General features: G+C 72.2%; 16 protein-coding genes and 1 pseudogene. 5 read left to right on the forward strand and 12 right to left on the reverse strand.

Annotated elements, in window-relative coordinates; genetic code table 11:
- Positions 1 to 69 precede the first annotated feature (69 nt).
- A complete protein-coding gene (locus VIU94_RS26760) occupies positions 70 to 552 on the forward strand; it encodes a hypothetical protein (protein WP_331914904.1) in 483 nt (160 codons plus the stop codon).
- The gene (locus tag VIU94_RS26765; RefSeq protein WP_331914906.1) at positions 552 to 3,092 is read left to right on the forward strand and encodes an NACHT domain-containing protein; all 2,541 of its coding nucleotides are present in this window, start codon (positions 552 to 554) and stop codon (positions 3,090 to 3,092) included. The genes VIU94_RS26760 and VIU94_RS26765 overlap by 1 nt, the downstream gene beginning before the upstream one ends.
- Positions 3,093 to 3,130: 38 nt before the next feature.
- Here the strand turns inward: VIU94_RS26765 and VIU94_RS26770 are convergent, their stop codons facing one another.
- Both VIU94_RS26770 and VIU94_RS26775 read right to left on the reverse strand, forming a co-directional pair.
- The gene (locus VIU94_RS26770) at positions 3,131 to 3,619 is read right to left on the reverse strand and encodes a hypothetical protein (RefSeq protein WP_331914908.1); all 489 of its coding nucleotides are present in this window, start codon (positions 3,617 to 3,619) and stop codon (positions 3,131 to 3,133) included.
- Positions 3,620 to 3,791: 172 nt separating this feature from the next.
- Positions 3,792 to 5,561, reverse strand: coding sequence for an ATP-binding cassette domain-containing protein (locus VIU94_RS26775; protein ID WP_331914954.1), 1,770 nt, complete (start codon positions 5,559 to 5,561; stop codon positions 3,792 to 3,794).
- Between the two features lie 604 nt (positions 5,562 to 6,165).
- Here VIU94_RS26775 and VIU94_RS26780 point away from each other — a divergent pair.
- Positions 6,166 to 8,553 carry an ATP-binding cassette domain-containing protein gene (locus tag VIU94_RS26780; protein WP_331914910.1) on the forward strand — a complete coding sequence of 796 codons (2,388 nt, stop codon included), beginning with the start codon at positions 6,166 to 6,168 and terminating at the stop codon, positions 8,551 to 8,553.
- A gap of 60 nt (positions 8,554 to 8,613) precedes the next feature.
- Here the strand turns inward: VIU94_RS26780 and VIU94_RS26785 are convergent, their stop codons facing one another.
- From VIU94_RS26785 to VIU94_RS26820, 8 genes and pseudogenes are all read right to left on the reverse strand, one after another.
- A complete protein-coding gene (locus VIU94_RS26785; RefSeq protein ID WP_331914956.1) occupies positions 8,614 to 10,200 on the reverse strand; it encodes a GMC family oxidoreductase in 1,587 nt (528 codons plus the stop codon).
- A gap of 41 nt (positions 10,201 to 10,241) precedes the next feature.
- A complete protein-coding gene (locus VIU94_RS26790; protein WP_331914912.1) occupies positions 10,242 to 11,798 on the reverse strand; it encodes an APC family permease in 1,557 nt (518 codons plus the stop codon).
- A gap of 43 nt (positions 11,799 to 11,841) precedes the next feature.
- Positions 11,842 to 13,314 carry an aldehyde dehydrogenase family protein gene (locus tag VIU94_RS26795; protein ID WP_331914914.1) on the reverse strand — a complete coding sequence of 491 codons (1,473 nt, stop codon included), beginning with the start codon at positions 13,312 to 13,314 and terminating at the stop codon, positions 11,842 to 11,844.
- A gap of 95 nt (positions 13,315 to 13,409) precedes the next feature.
- Positions 13,410 to 14,561, reverse strand: a complete 1,152-nt coding sequence (locus VIU94_RS26800) for an aromatic ring-hydroxylating oxygenase subunit alpha (protein ID WP_331914916.1) — start codon at positions 14,559 to 14,561, stop codon at positions 13,410 to 13,412.
- 10 nt (positions 14,562 to 14,571) lie between these two features.
- Positions 14,572 to 15,726 carry an N-methyl-L-tryptophan oxidase gene (solA, locus tag VIU94_RS26805; RefSeq protein WP_331914918.1) on the reverse strand — a complete coding sequence of 385 codons (1,155 nt, stop codon included), beginning with the start codon at positions 15,724 to 15,726 and terminating at the stop codon, positions 14,572 to 14,574.
- Between the two features lie 24 nt (positions 15,727 to 15,750).
- Positions 15,751 to 18,204 carry a GcvT family protein gene (locus tag VIU94_RS26810; protein WP_331914920.1) on the reverse strand — a complete coding sequence of 818 codons (2,454 nt, stop codon included), beginning with the start codon at positions 18,202 to 18,204 and terminating at the stop codon, positions 15,751 to 15,753.
- Positions 18,201 to 19,285: pseudogene (locus VIU94_RS26815) on the reverse strand (S-(hydroxymethyl)mycothiol dehydrogenase). The gene VIU94_RS26810 and the pseudogene VIU94_RS26815 overlap by 4 nt, the downstream one beginning before the upstream one ends.
- Positions 19,286 to 19,586: 301 nt before the next feature.
- The gene (locus VIU94_RS26820) at positions 19,587 to 20,330 is read right to left on the reverse strand and encodes an IclR family transcriptional regulator (RefSeq protein WP_331914958.1); all 744 of its coding nucleotides are present in this window, start codon (positions 20,328 to 20,330) and stop codon (positions 19,587 to 19,589) included.
- A 293-nt stretch (positions 20,331 to 20,623) separates the two neighbouring features.
- On the opposite strand from VIU94_RS26820, the gene VIU94_RS26825 reads away from it, so the two are divergent.
- Positions 20,624 to 20,944, forward strand: coding sequence for a bifunctional 3-phenylpropionate/cinnamic acid dioxygenase ferredoxin subunit (locus tag VIU94_RS26825; RefSeq protein WP_331914922.1), 321 nt, complete (start codon positions 20,624 to 20,626; stop codon positions 20,942 to 20,944).
- The gene (locus tag VIU94_RS26830; RefSeq protein WP_331914924.1) at positions 20,941 to 22,104 is read left to right on the forward strand and encodes an NAD(P)/FAD-dependent oxidoreductase; all 1,164 of its coding nucleotides are present in this window, start codon (positions 20,941 to 20,943) and stop codon (positions 22,102 to 22,104) included. Before VIU94_RS26825 ends, VIU94_RS26830 begins: the two co-directional genes overlap by 4 nt.
- 46 nt (positions 22,105 to 22,150) lie before the next feature.
- Here VIU94_RS26830 and VIU94_RS26835 read toward each other — a convergent pair whose 3' ends face one another.
- Both VIU94_RS26835 and VIU94_RS26840 read right to left on the reverse strand, forming a co-directional pair.
- Positions 22,151 to 23,296, reverse strand: coding sequence for a baeRF2 domain-containing protein (locus VIU94_RS26835; RefSeq protein ID WP_331914926.1), 1,146 nt, complete (start codon positions 23,294 to 23,296; stop codon positions 22,151 to 22,153).
- A 234-nt stretch (positions 23,297 to 23,530) separates the two neighbouring features.
- Positions 23,531 to 24,424, reverse strand: a complete 894-nt coding sequence (locus tag VIU94_RS26840; protein WP_331914928.1) for an ABC transporter ATP-binding protein — start codon at positions 24,422 to 24,424, stop codon at positions 23,531 to 23,533.
- Between the last annotated feature and the right edge of the window lies 1 nt (position 24,425).

Consider the following 24,425-nt stretch of genomic DNA (forward strand, 5'->3'; position numbering starts at 1 on the left):
AGGCGGGGCCGGACGCTCGATGTCGGGAAAACCCTTACAGGCCAAGGGAATCTCCGATATCAGTGAGGCATGCCTGAGCCCATCACACTGGCCGCCCTCTCCCTGGCGGCGATACCGAGTGTTGCCGCGTTTCTGCTCGACCGCGTCGGAGGAATGCTGGACCGGCGACGCGAGGACGGCGGCGAATTCCCGGTGGTCCGCGAGCCGACGCCGGAGCAGCGGGGCGAACTCGAGGAACTGCGCGGGACGCTGACCGGCGTGGTCGCGCGGCCCGCCGCCGAGGTGCGGGAGGACGCGGACGCGCTGGCGGCGATGGACCGGGCACGGACCCTGCTCGAGCACCTGCATGACAGGCAGATCGACTTCGAGGGCGAGCGGCGGGCGCCGTCGAAGTACCGGATCCGGGCCGTCGTCGATGCCGAGGACCTCAGGAACGGGGCAGTCGGCGTCCGGCTGCACCAGGTGCGGGCATCGGCGACCATCGACGCGCAGGTCAGGGCGAAGTCGGTGGACGGGCAGGTGGTCGGCGTCGAGATCGACTTGCTCGACTGATGCGCCGAGGCGAGCTGCTCTTCGAGGATCTTCTGGACGAACACCTGACCGCGGACCTCGTCCGACGGGACTGGCTCCTGGAGCGGGTCGAGGGACTCCTGGACGATCCGCGTATCCGGTTCGTCCTGCTCGAAGGGGGCGCGGGGACGGGGAAGAGCACCTTTCTCGCGTCCCTGGCACGGGAACCGGGGATCAACCCCCGCTATTTCATCCGGCGCGACAGCATCACGCCGCTGTCGTCGGGCGACGCACGGGCGTTCCTGGTCCGCGTGGGGCACCAGATCGCGGTGCTGAGCCCCGAGCTGATGGACCTGGACCTGGCCGTGAGCGCGACCATGGAGGTCGAGCAGGCCGATGACCTGATAGGCGTCGACATCGGGAAGCTCGTCGTCTCGTCCTTCCGCAGGACGGCCTTCGAGACGAGGCAGGCGGCGGCGAAGGCCGGGCAGGTGATCGCGGTCAGGATCGGAGAGCTGATCGACGACCTGTCACGGACCAGTCTGGCCGACTTGACCAGACAGGCGCTGATCGAACCGGCGGTGAGGCTGGCCGAGGCCGACCGGTCCGCCGTGATCGTGCTGCTGATCGACGGACTGGACGAGATCGGTGCGGCCACCGGCTGGACAGCCGGTGAGGACTCGATCACCGACTGGCTGACCGACTGCGCGGAGTTACCGAAGAACTTACGCGTGGTGGTGACGTCCCGCCCGACGCCGCTGAAGCAGTTCCGTCTGCGCCAGCAGGGCCGCTACGCGCGGATCAGCCTGGACGACCACCGTCGGCAGGTCGAGGACGAGATCGCCGAGTACGCCGCGTCCGTCCTCGCCCGGGCCGGAATCACCGGACGCCCCGGACTCGACCGCGAGGTGGCCCGCAGGGCCGACAGTGTCTTCCTGTACGCCGCTCTCTGGGCCAGAACCGTCCCCGACCTGCTCGACCCGCAGGGCCTCCCCGACGGCCTCGACGACCTCTACGAGTATCTGGTCGGCCAGGCTCGCCGGGCCTCCGGCCGCCGCGTCCCCGGTACCAGAGCGGGAGCCGCCCGCTGGCAGGCCTACTACCACCCCCTGCTGGCCACCCTGGCGGTCGCGTTCACCCCGCTGTCGCCGCCGATCCTGGCGCGCTACCTCGGATTTCCCGCCGGCTCCCCGGACTTCCTCGCGGCCGTCCTGGAGGACCTCGGGCCGATCCTGCGCGTCGACCACGACCGCGTCCGGTTCTGCCACGGGAGCCTCGCGGACTTTCTCACCACCCCGTCCAGACGGGAGTATTGGAGTGTGCAGCCCTCGGCGAACCACCTCGAACTGGCCCGTAGCCTCATCGGCCTGTACGGCCACGACTGGGCGTCCTGCGAGGACGTCTACGCGCTGACCTACACGGCCAGACACCTGGTGGCCGCCCTTGAGGAGGACGTCCCGGAGGCCCTCGACCCGCTGGTGAGCCTGCTGGCGGAGGCGCCCTTCGCGACGGCGAAGGCACGGCACGCCGAGGTCGGCCTCGGGAGTCTGGTCACCGACCACATCGCCGCCTGGGCACTCGCGCCGGACCGGCGGGACGAGTTGGCCCGCGGGCTGGCCCGGGTCGTCATCACGCTCGAGGCGCACGACCAGCTCCGCGACACACTCGGTTACCGCGCCGACGGCAGGGAGCTGCACGCACGCGTCCTGAGCCTGCTGGGCGACGAGGACCTGTTGCGGGAACACGCGGCCCCGGACCGTCAGCAGGCGCTCGCCCTGGTCGCGGCGCACGCCGAGTCGGCCCGGATCCGCCGCCTGGGCGGCGCGGCCAACCTGGAACGGGCGGGCGAGATCCTGCGCCGCCTCGTCCCGGCCGAGGTCCCCGGCGCCGAGGAGCCCGCCAACCTCTCGGTGATCTTCTACGACTTCGGGTATCTCGAGTTCCTGCTCGGCAATGCCGAGGCGGCGCGTTCGTGGTTCCACCGCTCCATCGCGGTGGACGAGCGCCGGGGCAACGCCAAAGGCGTCTGCATCACGACGTCCGCGCTGCGGCGCCTGGAGTTCCACCTCGGCGAGCTGACGCTCGAGGCGTACCGGGCGTTCCTGGACGAGGCCGAGGCCTACTTCAGCGGCCTCGGACCCGACGCCCAGGGCGAGCGCTGGATCATGACCCTGACCTTCCACCGCCTGGAACTCGCTGTCGCGACCCATGACTCGCCGCTGGCGGACGACCAACTGGCCGCGCTCGAGGAGAACTCCTGGCTGCGCGCCTACGGCCGCACCGACGACCGCGCCCATGACGACCTGATCACCATCGCCCGAGCCCGAGCCGAGCTGGCCGGGCAGCGGTGGACCGAGGCGATTTTGCTGTTCGAGCGGCGGCTCGGCGAGGACCTCGACGGTGACCCGGACCACCGTGAGGAGATGTGCCGCGACCTGTACGACTACGCCACGGCGCTGATCGGCGCGGGCCGCCGCGAGGACGCCGGGCGCGTCCTGACGCTGGCGTCCGGTCTCCCGGACGGTACCGGAGCCTGGCTCTGGAAACCCCGTGTCCGCTCCCTCCAGGACACCTTGGGGTAGGGCGCACGCGACACCGTCCGACCTCGACGACGCACGTCTCAGCCGCGCTTGCGGAAGTAGACGTTGGCCGCCGGGCGGAACATCAGGGCTACAGCGGTGAGAACGGCCGCCACGTGGACGGTCCGGCTGATGCCGAAGAGCCAGTCGAGGGCGCCAAATTGGTCGAGGGCCGCCGATATCGACCCGCCGTCGAGGAGGTTGCCGAGGGGCTCGGCGACCATGGAGGCGGTGCCGAGGACGCCGAGACCGATGGCGAGGGCGATCCGGGCCCAGCGGGCGCCGCCCCGCATCCGCATGGCGATGAGGACGGCAGCGGTGAAGACGGTGAGGCGGACGGCCAGGCCGATGCCGATCTCACCCGCGGAGGCCGTACCGTCGGCGACCATGCCGCCGATGGCCAGCACGGTCTCGAAGGCGCCGGCCGCGACGGCGGTGATCCAGAGCCTGTAGGCGGCGCGGACCTCCGCCGGGGCTGTCCGGGCGGGGCGATGGGTCGGCAGGGTGTGCAGGCTGGGCGTGGTGGACATGGGGGCCATCGCTTTCGTGGAGAGGCCGGGGCGCGTGTCGACACCCCGAATCCTTTCGGCGACGCGGCCCCGGGTCCCGCCTGCGGCCCGGTGTGTTCACCCGGGGGCTAGCCCCACACCGCGGGGCGCCCCTGCCCGTCGACTCGACGGGCAGGGGCGCCCTCGTCGGGGGTCAGCGGTCCTGGGAGAGGGCGTACAGCTCGGACAGGAGGGAGCCCTCTGTCGCCAGGAGGGCCTCGAAGGTGCCCTGTTCGCGGATGCGGCCCTGGTCCAGGACCACGATGCGGTCGGCCATCTTCACGTTGTCGAGGCGGTGGGTGACGACCACCGTGATGCGGTTCGCCGCGGACTCACGCAGCTCGCGGAAGACGGTGTGCTCGCCGCGGGCGTCCATTTCGCTGGTGGGTTCGTCCAGGACGAGGACCGCCGGGTCGCGGTACAGCGCGCGGGCGCAGGCGAGGCGCTGCCACTGGCCGCCCGACAGTTCGTGGCCGCCCCAGACGGAACGGGCCAGAAGAGTGTTCAGGCCGTGCGGGAGGTCGCGTACCGCCTCCGCCATGCCCACGCGCTCGGCCGCCTCCCAGACACTGTCGTCGGCGTGCTCTCTCGGCTGGCCCAGGGTGATGTTCTCCCTCGCGGCGAGCGGCCAGTGGCCGTTCTTCTGGGGGACGAGCCCTACCTGCCGCCAGACCGACTCCGCGTCGGCCTCGGCCAGGTCGGTGTCGTCCCAGTACACGGTCCCGTCGGTCGGCAGGGTCAGTCCGGTGAGCATGCGGATCAGGGTGGACTTCCCGGCCCCGTTCTCGCCGACCAGGGCGACGATCTCGCCGCGCTCGAAGGTGAGGGAGACGGGGTGCAGTGCCGGGGTGTCCTTCCCGGGGTACGTGAAGCCCGCCGCGTCCAGGCGGATTCGGCTCGGCGCCGCCGCCCGCGCCGTGCCGCGTGCGGCTACCGTGGAGCGGACCTCGTCGACGAACGCGTAGTAGTCGCTGAGGTAGAGACCGTGGTGGAACATCACCGCGCCGTACCGGACGATCGAGTTGAGCGCGCGGCCGGCCGTCTGCGAGGCCACGACCGCCGTGCCCGCGAGCGCCGTGCTCAGCACCCCGGCCAGCGCCAGGCCCGCCAGCGACGCCCACATCCCCAGGGTGAACAGCCCGGAGAGCGAGGCCGCGAGCAGGGTCACCGTCGCGTACGGGCGGGCGCCCTCGAGCTCGCGGCCCTCCACCCGGTCGCACATCGCGCGGTACCAGGAATGCAGGTACTCCCGCATGGTGTTGGCGCGCAGCTCGTCGGCGAGCTCCGCCGTGGTCAGCCACCAGCGCATCATGCCGCGGACGTTGCGCGCGGAGAGGGTGCGGTCGTGGACCCGGTAGTCGATCCGCGCGGCGATGACGCCGCCGAGGCCGCGCGGCACCACCGACAGCACGAGGACGCCGAGCAGAAGCGGGTGCAGCGTCGTGAGCACGGCCGCCGCGGACACCAGCTGCACCAGGCCGTTCGTGAGCGTCTTCGCGTCCTCGGCGAGGTCGACGGCGCGCAGCGCCCCGTGCTCGGCGGCCCGACTGCGGTCCGTGAAGCCCTTCTCGTCGTACGCGGTGAGCTCGACCCGCATGTGCAGATCGACCAGGGTCAGGTCGGCGGCGGAGGCGACCTGGGGGTTCAGCCGACGGGTCGCCCAGTCGGCCAGGATCCACATCCCCGAGCCCGTCGCCATGGCGACAGCCGCCACAGCGAGCGCCGGCCAGGCCGCCGCGAGGCCGGCGCGCGGGTCGGGGGCGGCCAGCAGCGGCCCCATGGCGCGGGCGACGGCGGTGAGCATCACGGCGGTGCCGACGCCGGACAGCAGCTGGCACACCAGGACGGTGATCACCATGCCCCGGTCGACCGACCAGGCAAGCCGGGCGGTCTGGGCGAGCGCCGTCGGAATGCGTCGGGCCATGTCCCGCAGCGTGGCGCCTTCCATCGCGTGGCGATGCCGGCGGCCGTTGTACTCCAGCTCCGGCGGCGACGCGGGCCGCGGCGCGGAGGTCCCCCGTGGGGCGGGGACAGCCGCCCCGCTCGTCTCCTCCGTCACGCGCCCCACCTCCCCCGCGAGCCGCCCGCGACCCCGTCAACCGGGCGCCCGAGACGCGCGGGCGGCACGGCGCGACCAGGAGGTGGATCGAACGCAGGGTGAAGCGCAGTGGGCAGGGCAAAGGAACGCACGGGTCCTCCTCGATCGTCCGGAAACGCGTGAGCGCCCGGACAACGCAGCTGATCAAGAGCCCGTCACGGCCGGTCGGGGGCGAACGATCGACCGCGAGTTCGGATGGAGCGGCGGAGCCGGTGCGGCACCGGCGGCCCCGGCCGTGATGCCGTGTTCGATTCACTCGTAGGGGGTGGGGTCCCCCTTGCGGGGGATTGCGCCCGTACCGTCACCGGGCAGATCACGAATCGAGAAGCGCGGCCCTCGGGCCCCGGATAGCGTGACCGTCACAGGCGACGTCGGAGGGGACGGCGCCCGCGGAGGCGGCCAGGTCGCGCGCCCGAGGGATGGAGACACGATGAGCAGGCCCAAGAAGGCGGACACGCAGTCCTCTGCGCCGCACGACGCCGACAGCCACGATCTGATCCGCGTGGTCGGCGCGCGCGAGAACAACCTCAAGGACGTCAGCATCGAGATCCCGAAGCGCCGCCTGACGGTGTTCACCGGCGTCTCCGGCTCGGGCAAGAGCTCGCTCGTCTTCGACACGATCGCCGCCGAGTCACAGCGGCTGATCAACGAGACCTACAGCGCCTTCGTACAGGGCTTCATGCCGACCCTCGCCCGGCCCGAGGTCGACGTGCTCGAAGGGCTGACCACCGCGATCGCCGTCGACCAGCAGCGGATGGGCGGCGACCCCCGCTCCACCGTCGGCACGGCCACCGACGCCAACGCCATGCTGCGCATCCTCTTCAGCCGGCTCGGCAAGCCGCACATCGGCCCGCCCAGCGCGTACGCCTTCAACGTCCCCTCCGTCCGGGCCAGCGGCGCGATCACCGTCGAGCGCGGCGACAAGAAGACCGTGAAGGCGACCTTCACCCGCACCGGCGGCATGTGCAACGGCTGCGAGGGCCGCGGCGCCGTCACCGACCTCGACCCCGCCCAGCTCTACGACGACTCCCTGTCGCTCGACGACGGCGCGCTCACCATCCCCGGCTACAAGCCGGGCGGCTGGAACTACCGGCTCTACAGCGAGTCGGGCTTCTTCGACCCCGCCAAGCCGATCCGCAAGTACACCAAGCGGGAACTGCACGACTTCCTCCACCACGAGCCGGTCCGCATGAAGATCGCCGGCATCAACATGACGTACGAGGGTCTGATCCCGCGGATCCAGAAGTCGATGCTCGCCAAGGACCGGGAGGGGATGCAGCCCCACATCCGGGAGTTCGTGGACCGCGCGGTCACCTTCACCACCTGCCCCGAGTGCGACGGCACCCGGCTCAGCGAGGGCGCCCGCGCGTCGAAGATCAAGCGGATCAGCATCGCCGACGCCTGTGCGATGGAGATCCGGGACCTGGCCGAGTGGGTACGCGGCCTCACGGAGCCGTCGGTCGCGCCGCTGCTCAGCGCCCTCCAGCAGACCCTCGACTCGTTCGTGGAGATCGGCCTCGGCTACCTGAGCCTGGACCGGGCGTCGGGCACGCTCTCCGGCGGCGAGGCGCAGCGCGTCAAGATGATCCGCCACCTCGGCTCCTCGCTGACCGACGTCACGTACGTCTTCGACGAGCCCACCATCGGGCTGCACCCGCACGACATCCAGCGGATGAACGGCCTGCTGCTGCGGCTCCGGGACAAGGGCAACACCGTCCTGGTCGTCGAGCACAAGCCCGAGACGATCGCGATCGCCGACCACGTCGTCGACCTCGGCCCCGGCGCGGGCACCGGCGGCGGCACCGTCTGCTTCGAGGGCACCGTCGAGGGGCTGCGGGCCGGCGACACCCTCACCGGCCGTCATCTCGACGACCGGGCCTCCGTCAAGGAGACGGTGCGCACGCCCACCGGGGCGCTGGAGATCCGCGGCGCGGCGACGCACAACCTGCGCAAGGTCGACGTCGACATCCCGCTCGGCGTGCTGACCGTCGTCACCGGCGTCGCCGGCTCCGGCAAGAGCTCCCTCGTGCACGGATCGGTCCCCGCCTCGGCGGGCGTGGTCTCGGTCGACCAGACCCCGATCCGCGGCTCGCGGCGGAGCAACCCCGCCACGTACACCGGGCTGCTGGAGCCGATCCGCAAGGCGTTCGCCAAGGCCAACGGCGTCAAGCCGGCGCTGTTCAGCGCCAACTCCGAAGGCGCCTGCCCGACGTGCAACGGCGCCGGCGTCATCTACACCGACCTGGCGATGATGGCCGGCGTCTCCAGCACCTGCGAGGACTGCGAGGGCCGGCGCTTCCAGGCGTCCGTGCTCGAGTACCGGCTCGGCGGCCGGGACATCAGCGAGGTGCTCGCGATGCCGGTGACCGAGGCGGAGGAGTACTTCGGCTCCGGCGAGGCGCACACCCCGGCGGCGCAGCGCATCCTCGGCCGCCTCGCCGACGTCGGGCTCGGCTACGTCAGCCTCGGCCAGCCGCTCACCACCCTGTCCGGCGGCGAGCGCCAGCGGCTCAAGCTGGCCACGCACATGGCCGACAAGGGCGGCGTCTACGTCCTCGACGAGCCGACCGCCGGGCTGCATCTCGCCGACGTCGAGCAGCTGCTCGGCCTGCTGGACCGGCTGGTCGACTCCGGCAAGTCCGTCATCGTCGTCGAGCACCACCAGGCGGTCATGGCGCACGCCGACTGGATCATCGACCTCGGCCCCGGCGCCGGACACGACGGTGGCAAGGTCGTCTTCGAGGGCACCCCCGCCGAGCTCGTCGCGGCCCGCTCGACCCTCACGGGCGAGCACCTCGCGCAGTACGTCGGCGCCTGACGCCCGGCTGCCGCAACGCGCCGACGGCGGGAGGCCGTCGGCGCGTCGCCAGCGCGGAAGTCAGGCTGCGTGCAGCTTCCGCGCGTCCTCGCGGAGCATGTCCGCGCACTTCTCGCCGATCATCATCGTGGTGATGCACGGATTCACGGTGACCAGATCCGGCATCACCGACCCGTCCGCGACCCGCAGCCCCGCCACGCCCTTGACCCGCAGCCGGGCGTCCAGCGGTGCCATCGGGTCGTCGTCCGCGCCCATCTTCACCGTGCAGGCCGGGTGGTAGACGGTGTTGTGGGTCCGCCGGATGTAGTCGAGGAGCTCGTCGTCGGTGCGCACGTCCGGTCCCGGAGCGAGCTCCGCGCCCGTCCAGCCCGACAGCGCCGGCTGCGCCGCGATGCGGCGGGCCAGCTTGAGCCCGAAGGTCATGACGCGCGCGTCGTGCTCGTGCGTGAAGTACCGCGGGTCGACCATCGGCTTGTCCCGGTAGTCGCGGGTCCGCAGCCGGACCGTGCCGCGGGAGCGGGCCCGGGTCACGTTCGGCGTGAGACAGAAGGCGTTCTCCGAGGTCGGATAGCCGTACCGGGCCGTGTTCATGTCGAACGGCACCGAGCCGTAGTGGAACATCAAGTCAGGCCGGTCCAGGCCCGGTTCGGTGTCGTAGAAGATCCCCGCCTCCCACCACTGGCTCGACGTGGTGGTCATGGGCTGCTTCGCCTCCCACATGATCACGCCCTCGGGGTGGTCCTGGAGGTTCTCGCCCACCCCGGCCGCGTCGACGACCACGTCCACGCCGACGTCCCGCAGATGCGCCGCCGGGCCGATCCCGGAGAGCATCAACAGCTTCGGAGTGTCGATGGAGCCGCACGACACGACGACCTCGCGCCGGGCCCGCACCGTCCGGGTGTGCACCAGATCCGGGTCCAGGTACTGGGCGCCCACGCAGCGCCCGCCCTCGATCACCAGCTTCTTCGCGCGCACCCCGGTGCGTATCTCCAGGTTCGGCCGCTTGCCCATGATCGGGTGCAGATACGCCACCGAGGACGACTGCCGGATGTTGTTCTCGTCCGAGTTGATCTGGAACCAGTTGGCCCCGCGCACCACGGTCCGACCGGTGTTGAAGGGCGTCGTCGGGATGTTCGCCTGCGCGCACGCCTCCAGCAGAGCCGTGCCGCACGGGTCGCCGCCCTTGAGCGTGCGCAGCTTCACCGGACCGGTGCGGCCGTGGTGCTCGCCCGGCGCGTCGTTGTTCTCGAGGCGCTTGTACAGCGGGAAGAGGTCCGCCGCGCTCCAGCCGGTGCAGCCGTCCGCCGCCCAGTCGTCGAGGTCCTCGGCCGGCGCCCAGAAGGCGATGCACGAGTTGTGCGAGGAGCAGCCGCCGAGCACCTTCGCGCGCGCGTGCCTCATGAAGCTGTTGCCGCTCTCCTGCGGCTCGACCGGGTAGTCCCAGTCGTAGCCGGACTCCAGGAGGCCCATCCAGCGCTCCAGCTTCATGACGTCGTCGTTCCCGACGTCGCTCGGCCCGGCCTCCAGGACGCACACGGTGACGCTCGGGTCCTCGCTCAGCCGCGCGGCGACGACGTTGCCTGCCGTGCCGCCGCCGACGACGACGTAGTCGAAGGTGTCGAACCCTTCGCTCTGTTCGCTGCTCATGTTCTGCTCGTTGCTCATGTTCCGCTCGTTCGTTTCGCTCATCAGTGGGTGACCTCCTTCGGTTCTGCGGACTCCGGCGGCGCGACGGCCGCGTGCTCGGCCAGCACGCCCGTACGGTGGCGCTGGACGAACCAGTAGTAGGCGAAGCCGCCCACAGCGATCACGCCGACGAACAGCACCGCGCCCCAGCGCAGGTACCAGTGGTAGGGGGCGGCCGCGTTGTAGACCGCGGCGCGCGGCCAGATGAGGTTGAGGGTCATGAAGCCGCCCCACAGCACGGCCACGATGTTGACCGGCAGACCCCAGCGGCCCAGCGAGAACTTCCCCTCGGCCGGCTGCCACTTGCCGCGCAGCCGCGCCACCAGCATCGGGGCGGTGACCAGCAGATACGCGATGTAGATCATGATGATGCCGATGCTGGTGACCACCGTGAAGATCTGCGGCTGTCGGATGTTCACCAGCAGGATCCCCAGCGCGAGGACGCCGATGATCACGGTCGGCAGAATCGGCGTGCCGAACTTGGGGCTGACCTTCGCAAGCCGCGCCGAGCCCGGCAGGTTGTTGTCCCGCGCCATGGCGAACGCGAGCCGGACCGCCGCGGTGTGCACGGCCAGCGCGCACACGGTGACCGCGATCAGGACGCACCACAGCATCGCCTTGCCGGCCGTCGGCCCCAGCACGTCGAGCACGATGTACTGCAGGCCGTCCGTGGACAGCTTGTCGCCGCGCAGGCTCGACACGCTCATCAGCGCGAGCAGCAGCACCAGGCCGCCGAGCACGAACGAGGCGACGATGGCCCGGATGATGGCGCGCGGCGCATTGCGCGACGGGTCGAGGGACTCCTCGCCGAGCGAGGCGGCCGTGTCGAAGCCGTACATGACGTACGCGGAGGCCAGCGAGGCCACCAGGAAGGCGCCGAGGTAGCCGTAGGGCTGGCCGGTGCCGGTGCCCGCGGTCTCGGTGACGACCTCCGGGCCGCGCACCACGTTCACCGCGAACAGCACGATCAGCACGACCGTGGCGATGAGTTCGAGGAACACGCCGGCCGTGTTGATCCGCGCCATCAGCTTCACGCCGAAGGCGTTGACCACCGTCGTGAACAGGATCAGCACCGCGGCGAGCAGCACCGCGTTCGTCGCCACGTCGTACTTCCCCGTGCCGTCGCCGACGAACTGGAAGAAGGACGAGATCTGAGGCAGCGTCAACTGGTACGCGAGGGCGACGGCCGCGATCGAGACGACCGAGGCGAGCAGCATCATCCAGCCGGCGAGCCAGCCGACGTGCGGATTGCCCACCTTCTTCGACCAGTTGTAGATCGAGCCGGCCACCGGATAGCGGGCCGCCAGCTCCGCGAAGCAGAGCGCCACCATGAACTGGCCGCCGAACACCAGCGGCCAGGACCACCAGTACGCCGGCCCGCCGCTGGCGTAGCCGAAGTAGAACAGCTGGAAGGTGCCGGTGAGGATCGAGATGTACGAGATTCCCGCGGCGAAGGTGTGGAAGTTGCCGAGGGTGCGCTTGAGCTCCGGGCGGTAGCCGAACTCGGCCAGCTCGGCGTCGTCTTCGGCCGTTCTGGGGCCGGGCGGGGCAGTGGTCATGGGAGTCTCCTGGACGAGGGGGACGGGAAGGCGGACAGGGCCGTCAGGCGAACCAGCCCTGCGGCTCGGGAGCGGTGTTGCGCCAGATGTGCTTGGCCTCGCGGTACTCGGCGAGACCGGCCGGACCGAGTTCGCGTCCGGTGCCGGACTGCTTGAACCCGCCCCACTCGGCCTGCGGCAGATACGGGTGGTAGTCGTTGATCCACACCGTGCCGAGCCGCAGCCGGGCGGCGATCCGGCGCGCCCGGGCCTCGTCGGAGGTCCACACCGCGCCGGCCAGGCCGTAGATCGTGTCGTTCGCCAGCCGTACGGCCTGGTCCTCGTCGCCGTCGCGGAACCGCTCGACGGTCAGCACCGGGCCGAAGGACTCCTCCCGCACCACCGACATCCCGGCGTGGCAGTCGTCGAGGACCGTCGGCCGGAAGTAGAAGCCGTCGTCGTACTCCGGCCCCTCGGGCCGTACTCCGCCGCAGCGCAGCACCGCGCCCTCCGCCACGCCGGCCGCGACGTACGCCTCGACCTTCGCGCGATGGGCCGCCGAGATCAGCGGTCCGGTCCGGGCCTGCTCGTCGAACGGCCCGCCCAGCGGGATCAGTTCCGCCCGGCGCACCAGCTCGTCGACGAACCGGTCGTGCAGGGAGTCCTCGACGAGCAGCCGCGCCCCGGCCGAGCAGACCTGCCCGGAGTGCAGGAAGATCGCGGTGAGCGCCATGTCGACGGCGGTCTCGAAGTCGGCGTCGGCGAAGACGATGTTGGGGTTCTTGCCGCCCAGTTCGAGCGCGACCTTCTTCACCGTCCCGGCCGCGGCCGCCATCAGCCGCCGGCCCGTCTGGAGCCCGCCGGTGAAGGAGAGCAGGTCCACGTCCGGGTGGTCGGCGAGCGGGCCGCCCGCCTCGGGTCCCGCGCCGAGCACGAGGTTCGCCACGCCCGGCGGCAGCCCGGCCTCCTCCAGGAGGCGCATCAGATGGATCGCGGTGTGCGGGGTCAGCTCGCTCGGCTTCAGGACGAAGGAGTTGCCCGCGGCGAGCGCCGGGGCGACCTTCCAGGCCGTCTGGAGCAGCGGATAGTTCCAGGGCGTGATCAGCGCGCAGACGCCGACCGGCTCGTACACCACCCGGCTGTCCGCGGTCGCCGAGCCCGTGTCGATCACCCGGCCGTCCTCGGTCGCCGCCAGCCGCCCGAAGTAGCGGAAGCAGGCGGTGACGTCGTCGATGTCGTACGCGCTCTCCACCAGCCGCTTGCCGGTGTCCAGCGACTCGGCGCGGGCCAGTGCGTCCTTGTCGCGGACGAGCAGGTCGGCGACCCGGAGCAGCAGGTCGCCGCGGTCCGCGGCCGGGGTCGTGGGCCACGGGCCCTCGTCGAAGGCACGGCGCGCGGCAGCGATCGCCTCGGCGGTGTCCTTGCCGCCGGCCTCGTCCACGACGGCGACCAGGCTGCTGTCGGCGGGACAGCGGATCTCACGGGTCCGCCCGTCGAGCGCGGACCGCCACGCTCCACCGATGAAGAGTTCGGGCATATGTCTCGTTCCTCCTGGTCAGCGCCGTTCAGCAGGCGCCCTCGCGGCTGGTTGCCTCACCGGATGGCGGCGTTCCATGCCGAATGTGACAGTCATCACGCCTGGTCGGAGGGGTGATCGGCCCGTTCGCCGCCCAGCCGGTCGAGCAGCCATGCGTGGAAGATCTCGATGTGGTGCTCGGTGGGCACCAGGACCCCGCCCGATCGGTACGCCCGGGACGCCATCGCGGGCTGGGTGCGCTCGCAGGCGTCGAAGTCCTGCACGTTCACCCGGTGGAACAGCTCCACCGACTTCGACACGTCCGCGCCCGACTCGACCACCCCGGGCGCGTACAGCCAGTCGCACTCCACCACCGTGCGATCCTCGGCCAGCGGGAACATCCGGTGCAGGATCACGTGGTCGGGCACCAGGTTGATGAAGACCGTCGGCTTGACGGTGATCGCGTAGTAGCGGCGGTCCTGCTCGTCCGCGACCTCCGGCAGCCGGTCGAAGCCCTCGCTGCCGTCGACCGTGAAGCCCTTGATCGCCTCGCCGAACTCCGCGCCGTGCCCCACGTAGTACTGCGCCGCGTACCCGTCCGCGAACTCCGGGAGCACCTCGGTGAGTTCGGGGTGGATCGTCGCGCAGTGGTAGCACTCCATGAAGTTCTCGACGATCAGCTTCCAGTTGGCCTTCACGTCGTAGGTGATCCGCCGGCCGAGCGCCAGGTCCTCGGTGCGGTACCGCTCGATGGACGCGGCGTCGCCGAGCCGCTCCACAGCCGCGCCGATCACCGTCTCCTCGAACGACGGCGGCTCGTCGGCCAGGCACACCCAGGCGTAGCCCAGCCACTCCCGCAGCGCCACCGTGACCAGGCCGTATGCCGTGCGGTCGACGTCCGGCATCTTCACGAGATTCGGCGCGGCGATCAGCCGGCCGTCGAAGTCGTACGTCCAGGCGTGGTACGGGCACTGCAGGGAGCGCCGCGCCTCACCGGACTCCTCGGTGCACAGCCGCGCGCCGCGGTGCCGGCAGATGTTGAGGAAGGCGCGTAGCTCGCCCGCCCGGTTGCGGGTGACCAGCACGCTCTCCCGGCCCACCTGCACGGTGCGGAACGCGCCCGGCTTGTCGAGGTCGGCGCTGCGCACGGCGCAGAACCACATCGACTCGAAGAGCCGCTCCTGCTCCAGACGGAAGATCTCCGGGTCGGTGTAGTAGTGGCCGGGCAGCGTGCTGATCAGACTCGGGGAGACGGGGGTCGTCGTCACGGCGGGCTCCTCAGGCGGACGCGGCGGACAGCCGCCGCGGGTCGAACAGCTCGATGGGGTGCGCGGTGGATCCGGTCAGCGCCAGATCGGCGACGATCTCGCCGACGACGGGCACGAACTTGAAGCCGTGCCCGGAGAACCCGCAGGCCACGGTCACCGACTCCGGGTGCTCGGGATGGCGCGCGATCACGAAGTGCTCGTCGGGCGTGTTGGAGTACATACAGGTGGCGGCCTTCAGGAAGCGCCCCGGCAGCGACGGGATGAAGCGCGACATCTGGCCCGACATCGCCGCGACCTCCTCCTCCCGCACGGTCCGGTCGATGGTCTCCGGGGTGCACGGCACGCCCCTGCGGAAGAACGCGACCTTCGCCCCCAGCTCGGGCCCGTCGATCGCCGGGAACCCGTAGATCTGGACGTCGTCCGCGTCCTCCCAGATGTAGATCGGATGGTTCTCGGGCCGGAACGGCTCGGTGCCGCCGTCCGGCTGGAACCAGTACATGACCTGCCGCTCGATCGTGAACGGCACTCCGAGATCCGTGAGCAGCTGCGGCGCCCACGCGCCGGGGCAGATCACCAGCTGACCGGCCGTGTACGTGTTCTCCGCGGTGTGCACCCGGACTCCGTCGCGGTACGGCTCCCAGCGCAGCATGGGTTCCTCGAAGTGCAGCTCCGCGCCCGACTGCGTGGCGAGCTGGAGATGGGCGGCGACCGTGTTCTCCGGGCGGAGCAGGCCGGCCCGGGCCTCGTACAGCGCCACCTCGTCGTCGGCGGGAGTGAGCGTCGGGAAGCGGCGGCGGAGCTCCTTGGCGTCCAGCATCTCGTGCGGCAGGTCCCACTGCTGCGCCGAGCGCAGCGAGCCCGCGACCGTCCGGGACTCCGGGCGGCCGACCATCACGCCGCCGCACAGCGTCGCGACGTCCCGGCCGGTGTCCCGCTCCAGCGTTTCGTACAGCTCGTACGCGCGCAGCAGCAGCGGCACGTACGCCGGGTCCTCGAAGTAGGACTGCCGGGTGATCCGCGAACCGCCGTGACTGGAGCCGCGGCTGTGCACCGGACCGAACTTCTCCAGGCCCAGCACGCGCGCCCCGCGCGCGGACAGATGACAGGCGGCGGCGCTGCCCATCCCGCCCAGGCCGACCACGATGACGTCATAGGTGGGTGACACGGAAAGGTCCTCCCTGGCTGGCGTTCAGCGGCGGATTCGGTGCATCTCCGGATCGAACAGGGGCTCGTCGGCGACCGTCGCCGGAACCTTCTCGCCGATGTACTCGACATGGACCGGCGTGCCCGAGGGCAGCGGCGGCAGCCACGCGTACGCCACGCAGCGCCCCAGCGTGTAGCCGTACGACGCGCTGGTCACGTACCCGGCGGGCAGGCCGTCGACGAACACCGGCTCCTTGCCGAGCACCACGGCCGCCGGGTCGTCGAGCAGCAGTGCGGTCAGCTTGCGGCGCGGCTCCCCGGCCCGCTCCAGCGCCGCGCGCCCCACGAAGTCGCCCTTGTCCATCCGGACGGCGAAGCCGAGGCCGGCCTCGTACGGGGTGTGCTCGGCGGTCATGTCGTGGCCCCAGGAGCGGTACCCCTTCTCCAGGCGCAGGCTGTTGAACGCCGATCGGCCGGCGGCGATCACGCCGAGCTCCCGCCCGGCCTCCCAGAGCGTGTCCCAGAGCCGCAGCCCCAGGTCGGCGCTCGTGTACAACTCCCAGCCCAGCTCGCCGACATAGCTCAGCCGCATCGCCGTGACCGGCACATGGCCGAGGTACGTCTGCCTGGCCCGGAAGTAGCCGAAGCCCTGGTGCGAGAAGTCGTCCCGGGTGAGCGGCTGCACCAGGTCCCGGGCGAGCGGCCCCCACACGCCGATGCAGCAGGTCCCGGCGGTGATGTCGCGGATCGTCACTCCCCCGTCCGGGGCGTGCCGCAGCAGCCAGTCCTCGTCGGCCAGCGAGTTGGCGCCGATCTGGAACCGGTCCGCGGCCAGTCGCGCCACGGTCAGATCGGAGCGGATGCCGCCGGACTCGTCGAGGAGCAGGGTGTACGTGACCGCGCCCGGCTTCTTCGCGAGGTTGTTGGTGGTCATCCGCTGCAGGAAGGCGAGCGCCCCGGGCCCGGTGACCTCAAGGCGGCGCAGCGGCGTCATGTCGTACAGGGCGACCTTCTCCCGGGTCGCCCGCGCCTCGGCGGCGGCGATCGGCGACCAGAAGCGGGCCGACCAGGCGTCCCGCTCCGGCAGTTCGGTCTCCTGTGCGAGCGGCGCGTTCGCCTCGTACCAGTGCGGGCGCTCCCAGCCGCCGCCCTCCAGGAAGACCGCCCCCAGTTCCTGCTGGCGCGCGTGGAACGGGCCGACCCGCAGGGGCCTGGGCGTCTCCATGGGCTGCAGCGGGTGCAGCACGTCGTACACCTCGACGAACTGCTGGGCGCCGCGCTCGGCGACGTACGCGGGGGAACGCTGCGCGTCCTCGAACCGGGTCAGGTCGCACTCGTGCACATCGGTCGTCGGCCGGCCGTCGACCATCCACTCGGCGACCGCCTTCGCGACGCCCGCGGAGTGCGTCACCCACACCGCCTCGGCCAGCCAGAAGCCGCGCAGCTCACGGGACTCGCCGAGCAGGGGCATGCCGTCGGGGGTGAAGGAGAAGACCCCGTTGAAGCCCTCCTCGATCTCCACCGCGTCGCCCGCGAGCGCGGGGAGCAGCCACCGGCAGTCCTCCCAACTCGGCGCGAAGTCCTCGGGGGTGAAGGGGTACGAGGACGGCATGACCGGAGCCTCGTCGTACGCCGGGACGGTGAACGGGTCGACGGGCAGCGGCCGGTGGGCGTAGCTGCCGATGCCGATCCGGTCGATGTGCTCGCGGAAGTACAGGTCGCGGTCCTGGAACCGCAGGATCGGCCGGGACGCCTCCGTCCGCGGGTCGTCGACCCCGGCGAGCTCGGGCAGTGGATTGGTCTTCGCGTACTGGTGCGCCAGTGGCAGCAGCGGGACGTCGACGCCCGCCATGCGGCCGATCACCGGGCCCCAGAAGCCGGCCGCCGACACGACGTGGTCGGCGGGGAACGTCCCCTGGTCGGTGATGACGCCGGTGACGCGGCCGCCGTCCCGCTCGATGCCGGTGACGGTGTGCCGCCCCAGGAAGCGGGCGCCGCGCGCCTCTGCGCGCGCCATCTGGGCGCGGCAGGCGAGGACGGCGCGGGCCAGGCCGTCGTCCGGGGTGTGGAAGCCGCCGAGGACCTTGCGGGTGTCGAGCAGCGGCCAGAGCTCCTTGCAGCGCTCGGGGGAGACCAGCTCGCCGCGGATGCCCCAGGACGCGGCGTACCCGGCCCTGCGGTGCAGCTCGGCCCAGCGCTCCTCGGTGGTGGCGAGTTCCAGGCCGCCGACGGGGTTGAAGCAGGGCAGCCCGTCGACCTCCAGGGCGCCGAACTTCTCGATGGTGTACCCGGCGAACGCGCTGAGCGTCTTCGACGGGCTGGTGCGGAAGACCAGGCCGGGCGCGTGTGAGGTGGAGCCGCCCGGGGCGGGCAGTGGGCCCTGGTCGAGGACGGTGACGTCGGTCCAGCCCCGTGCGGTCAGCTCGTCGGCGAGCGAGCAGCCGACGATCCCGGCGCCGATGACCACGACGCGGGGCGGGGACGCGGGAGCGGTCGTCACAGGACCACCACCGAGCGCAGGACCTCTCCTCGGTGCATCTTGGCGAAGGCGGCCTCGACCTGGTCCAGGGAGATCGTCTCGCTGACGAAGGAGTTGAGGTCGAGCAGGCCGTACAGGTACTGGTCGATGAGGATCGGGAAGTCGCGGCTCGGCAGACAGTCCCCGTACCAGGAGGACTTGAGCGCCCCGCCCCGCGAGAACAGGTCGATCAGCGGCAGGTCGATTCTCATCTCCGGGTCGGGGACGCCCACTTGGACCAACGTGCCCGCGTGGTCGCGCATGTAGAACGCCTGCTTGTACGTCTCCGGGCGGCCGACCGCGTCGATGGCGAGGTCCACGCCGAATCCGTCGGTGAGCGCGCGCACGGCCTCGACGGGGTCCGTGCCGCGGGAGTTGACCGTGTGCGTGGCACCGAACTTCTCGGCCAGGTCGAGCTTCTGGTCGTCGATGTCGACGGCGATGACCTTGCGGGCCCCGTTCAGACAGGCCCCGGCGATGGCCGCGTTGCCGACGCCGCCGCAGCCGATGACGGCGACCGTGTCGCCGTTGCCGACCCGGCCCGTGTTCACGGCGGCGCCGTACCGGCCATCACGCCGCAGCCGATGAGGCCGGCCGCCTCGGGCCGCGCGGCCGGGTCCACCTTCACCGCCTGCCCGGCGGCGACCAGGGTCTTCTCGGCGAACGCGCCGATGCCGAGCGCGGGCGTCAGCGGGGTGCCGTCGAGCAGGGTCATCGGCTGGACGGCGTTGCGGGAGTCGAAGCAGTACCAGGGGCGGCCGCGCCGGCACGACCGGCAGGTCCCGCAGGGGGCGCGCCAGGCGAGGACGACGTAGTCGCCCGGGGACAGGTCGGTGACGCCGTCGCCCACGGACTCGACGGTGCCGGCGGCCTCGTGGCCGAGGAGGAACGGGAACTCGTCGTTGATCGCCCCTTCCCGGTAGTGCAGATCGGTGTGGCAGACACCGCAGGCCTGTACGGAGACGAGCACCTCGCCGGGTCCGGGATCGGGCACGACGATCGTCACCACCTCCACAGGGGCGCCCTTCTCAGCGGCAACGACGGCACGGACCTCATGCGGCACGATGGCTCCTCCGGTTGTTGCGCATTGCACGATGGGTTGCGCGATGGGGAACATAGTGGGAACGCCGACAACGGACCGTCAAGAGGGCGGAGTTAACGCGTCGCAAAACCCGTCGGGGCGGGGAAACGCCCCGGACACATGCGTCCCAGACGTGCGAAGCCGCGGACGTAGGACGCCCCCGGGCGCGCGACGTCCCGGACGTACGACGCCCCGGACGCGCGACGCCCCCGGACGTACGACGACGCGGGGCCGGGTGTCCCCGGCCCCGCGTCGTCAGGGGCAGTGCTGCTCGGCGGCGTCGCTAGAAGCCGTACCCCATGCGGCGGGACAGCTCCGCGGCCGCGAGCACCGTGCGCGCGGCCAGCTCCGGCAGCCGGTCCCGCTCAAGGCGGTACGCAGGACCGGAGACGCTGAGCGCCCCGATCACCCGGCCGTCGTGCGCACGGACCGGTGCGGCCACCGCGTGCAGTCCCAGCTCCAGTTCCTCCGCCGCGATCGCGAAGCCCTGCGCGCACGTCGCGTCCAGCTCGGCGCGCAGCATCCCCGCGCTGGTCACGGTGTGCTCGGTGAACCGGGGCAGCGCGCGGGCGAGCAGCCCCTCGCGCAGCGTCATCGGCAGATGCGCGAGCAGCACCTTGCCGCTGGAGGTGGCGTGCAGCGGGGTGCGCCGGCCCAGCCAGTTCTGCGCGGTGACCGAGGCGGAGCCGCGGGCCTGCATGATGTTGACCGCGGCGTTGTCGTCCAGGACTGCGATGTTGACCGTCTCGCCCAGCTCGTCGGCGAGTTCGCGGCAGACCGGCACGGCCTCCTGGGAGATGTCCAGGCGCACCGCCGCCGCCCCGGCCAGGCGCAGCACGCCGGCGCCCAGGAAGTACTTGCCGCGGTCCTGCGCCTGGGAGACCAGGCCGCGGTTCTCCAGGACGCCGAGCAGCCGGAAGGCGGTGGACTTGTGCACCTCCAACTCGTCGGCGATCTCGGTCACTCCGGCCTCGCCGAGCCGCGCGAGGATCTCCAGGACGCTCACCGCGCGGTCCACCGACTGGATCGCGCCCGCGCCTCCCTTGGAGGCCCGCTCGTGCGTCTCTTCGGCCGGTTCGGCCTTCGCGCTCTTCCTGGTGGTTTCTCTCGTGCGGGGGGACTTCGCGGCCGTCGTGCTGTCGGCCACTGACTGGTCGCGGGTCATAGCTCAACTCTCGCCATCGTGCGGTTCGTCGGGCGGGGATGTTCTGGAAGCCCTTGACGCGATGAGCGCCCGCCCGGATTCTGTTGCGCATAGCGCTCCCTCATGCGCGATACGCAACGCCATGTTACCCAAGAGTCCTGGACCGAGGGGGGCCCGTGATTCCCGTCTGCCGCCTTGAAGACCTCCCCGTGGGCGAATCCGTCCGCATCGACACCAGCCCGCCGATCGCGGTGTTCAACGCCGACGGCGCCCTGTACGCCATCGACGACACGTGCAGCCATCAGGACGCCTCGCTCTCGGAGGGCTGGCTCGAAGGCTGTCTGGTCGAATGCCCGCTGCACGCCGCCGCATTCGACATTCGTACCGGGCAGCCCACCTGCCTGCCCGCCCGGCGCCCCGTGCGCACCCACGACGTGGTCGTGGTCGACGGCGTCGTCCACGTCCGCCCCACCGCGCAGGAGGGCAGCGCCGCATGAGGACCGTGACCATCGTCGGCGCGTCCCTCGCCGGGCTTTACGCGGCCCGCGCGCTGCGCGCCCAGGGCTTCGACGGGCGGCTGGTGATCGTGGGCGACGAGCCCCACCGCCCGTACGACCGGCCCCCGTTGTCCAAGGGCTTCCTCACCGGCGCGACGCCCGAGGCGGACCTCGCCCTCGCCGACGCCGAGGAGGAGACCGAGCTCGCCGCGGAGTGGCTGCTCGGCACCCGCGCCCGCGGCCTCGACGCGCGCGGCCGCACGCTCCTCCTAAACGACGGCCGCACCGTCGCCACCGACGGCCTGGTCGTCGCGACCGGCGCACGGGCCCGCCCGCTGCCCGGCAGCGACGGCCTGGCCGGCGTGCACACCCTGCGCACCCTGGACGACGCCCGCGCCCTGCGCGACGCGCTCGGCGGGCAGGCTCGCCGGGTCGTCGTCATCGGCGGCGGGTTCATCGGCGCCGAGACCGCGTCCTCCTGCGCCGCACTCGGCCACCAGGTCACCGTCGTCGAGGCCGCGCCGCTGCCGCTCGTACCCCAACTCGGCCCCGAGATGGCCGTGTTCTGCGCCGCCCTGCACCGGCGCGGCGGCGTCGAGCTGATCACCGGCGCCTGCGTGGCCGGGCTGCACGGCCGGGCCGCCGTCACCGCCGTCGAACTGGCCGACGGCCGGCTGCTCCCCGCCGACGTGGTCGTCGTCGGCATCGGGGCCGTCCCGAACACCGGCTGGCTGGCCGGCTCCACCCTGCTCGTCGCCGACGGCGTGCTCTGCGACGACGGCTGCGCCACGGCGCTCCCGCAGGTCGTCGCCGTCGGCGACGTCGCGCGGGTCTGCGGGGTGCGCGCGGAGCACTGGACCAGCGCGACCGAGCAGCCCGCCGTCGCCGTGCGCAACCTGCTGGCCGGTCGCACCGTCGAACACGTCCGCCCCGCACCGTACTTCTGGTCCGACCAGTACGGCGCGCGCATCCAGTTCGCCGGCCGCCGCCGGGACGGGGACACCGTCCGGATCGTCGAGGGCTCACCGGAGGAGGGCAGCTTCCTGTGCCGCTACGAGCGCGCCGGCACGACCACCGCCGTCCTAGCCGTCGACCGCCCCCGCCCCTTCCTGCGCGCCCGACGCGAACTCACCCGCGCCGCCGCGGTGCCGACGGCCTGACCTCGGTCGGTCGCGGCACCGCCATGCTCCACCCCCGCCGGCACCCTCAGATCGCCCAGCGCAGGACCGCCCCGAGGCCGCCCGCCGGGCCCTGGACGCCCTCCGGGACTAGGAGGACCTCGCCGCCGGCCGCTGCGGCCGAGCGGAGCAGTGCGTCGTCGGCCCGGGCCCGTTCGGGGCGGTCGACGCCCAGGGCGCGGGCCTCGTCGCGGCGGACCGCCACGTCGTCCGGGCCGGGCCCGATCCACAGCTCGCGTCCCGCGTCGGCGGCGTCCGGGGCGAGGAGCAGGGTGGCCACCTGGTGGTTGCGCGCCGCGTCCACGACGGCCGGCATGCCCTCGGCGGCCTCGCCCGGACCGGTGTCCACGGTGGAGACCCGGTGCTCGCCCGGCCTGCCGCGGCCCCGGTGGAAGCGCTCCAGGGCCTGGTCCAGCCGGTTGCGCGCGAACCTCTGGCGCGCCTCGGCGATCTGCTGGTCCAGAGCATCCCGGGAACCGCCCGGCGCCCTGCTGCCCGCGATCTCGACGGCCGCATCCCGCAGTCGCTCGGGCAGCCGCTCCAGGACGGCCCGGCGCTCGCGCGAGTCGCCGGTCAGGATCAGCAGATCCGCGCCGCTCTCCGGCCAGGCCCGGTCGATCTCGGCCGCGATCACGTCCGCGGTCGCGTCCCAGGCGTTCTCCACCCGGTGCCGGTAGTGCCACTCGTACCGGTCCTCGGGGATGCTGCGGTGCCCGCGGCCCTGCCACTCCCGGCCCTGCGCCTGGCCCAGCAGCTCACGACGCGCGCTGTCGTACAGCTCCAGGTCCGCGCCGGTGCGGTCGATGTACGCCACCAGGCAGGCCGGCTCCTCGCCGAGGTACAGCGCGAGCGGCGCGACGTGCGGCAGTACCGACCAGGTCGCCACCGCCCCGGGCGGGCTGACCGCGAGGGGCACGTCGAGCACCACCTCGGCGCCCGCGGCGAAGACCGCCCGCCCGGGCGGGGCTCCGGCGGCCGGCTCGTGGGAGAGCCGGCCGATCACGGCCCGGGTGGTGTAGCCGTCGGCGCCCGCGTCGATGAGCTGGGCCGCGACCGAGCGCTCCCGGAGTTCCTGGATCTTCCGCGCGTCCTCGGTCGCGCGCGTGGTGTCGATGTAGACCGAGGCCCAGGGCCCCAGCCGGAGGAAGAGCGGTGCGAGGAAGCCGAGTTCCATGACAGCCCCCAGAGGCCGATGGGTGCGGTGCGGCGGACATCCCGCGCGCGGCGGACACCTCCGCGCGGCGGACAACCTCCATGCGGCGGACACCCTCCGCGCGACGGACACCTCCGCGCGGCGGACAACCTCCATGCGGCGAACATCCCCGTTGCGGCGGACATCCCTCGCGCGGCGGACGTCCCCCTTGCCTGCGCGGCTGCCCGCCGCCCCGCCCGGCAAACGCGTCTCCCGTCAGACCCGCTCCGTGCGCCGGCCGCCCTCCGGGATGACCACCGGCGTGCCCGCGACCGGGCAGCTGATCACCTGGGCGCGGAGCCCGAACACCTCCTGGACCAGGTCGGGCACGACGATGTCGGTGGGCGGGCCGGCCGCGACGACCCGGCCGTCGCGCATGGCGACGAGATGGTCGGCGTACCGGCAGGCCAGGTTCAGCTCGTGCAGCACCATCACCACGGTCCGGCCGTCCGCGCGGTTGAGCTCCGCGACCAGTTCGAGGACGTCGACCTGGTGGGCGAGGTCCAGGTACGTGGTGGGCTCGTCGAGCAGCAGGACCGGGGTGTCCTGGGCCAGTGCCATCGCGATCCAGACCCGCTGGCGCTGGCCGCCGGACAGCTCGTCGATGGAGCGCTGCGCCAGCTCCGCGCAGCCGGTCGCCGCCAGGGCCGCGTCCACCGCCTCCTCGTCGGACGAGGACCACTGCCGCCACCAGCGCTGGTGCGGGGTCCGGCCGCGGGAGACCAGGTCCCGTACGGTGATGCCCTCCGGCGCGCTGGGCGACTGCGGCAGCAGCGCGAGGCGCAGTGCGAAGTCGCGGGCGGACATCGTGGCGACGTCCTCCCCGTCCAGGCGGACGGTTCCGGCGGCCGGCTTGAGCAGCCGGGCCAGCGCGCGCAGGGCGGTGGACTTGCCGCAGGCGTTGGGGCCGACCAGGGCGGTGATCTTTCCGGCCGGGATCTCCAGGTCGAGGTCGTCGGCGACGATGCGGTCGCCGTAGCCCAGGCGCAGGCCGGCGCCGTGCAGCGCGGTCTCTGGGGGTCCCCCCTGCTCGAGCGAAGCCGAGAGCTTGGGTGGGGGTCCCCCCTGCTCGAGCGAAGCCGAGAGCTTGGGGGCGGTCACGTCGGCCATG

Source organism: Streptomyces sp., from assembly GCF_036566765.1.
Taxonomy (GTDB): Bacteria; Actinomycetota; Actinomycetes; order Streptomycetales; family Streptomycetaceae; genus Streptomyces.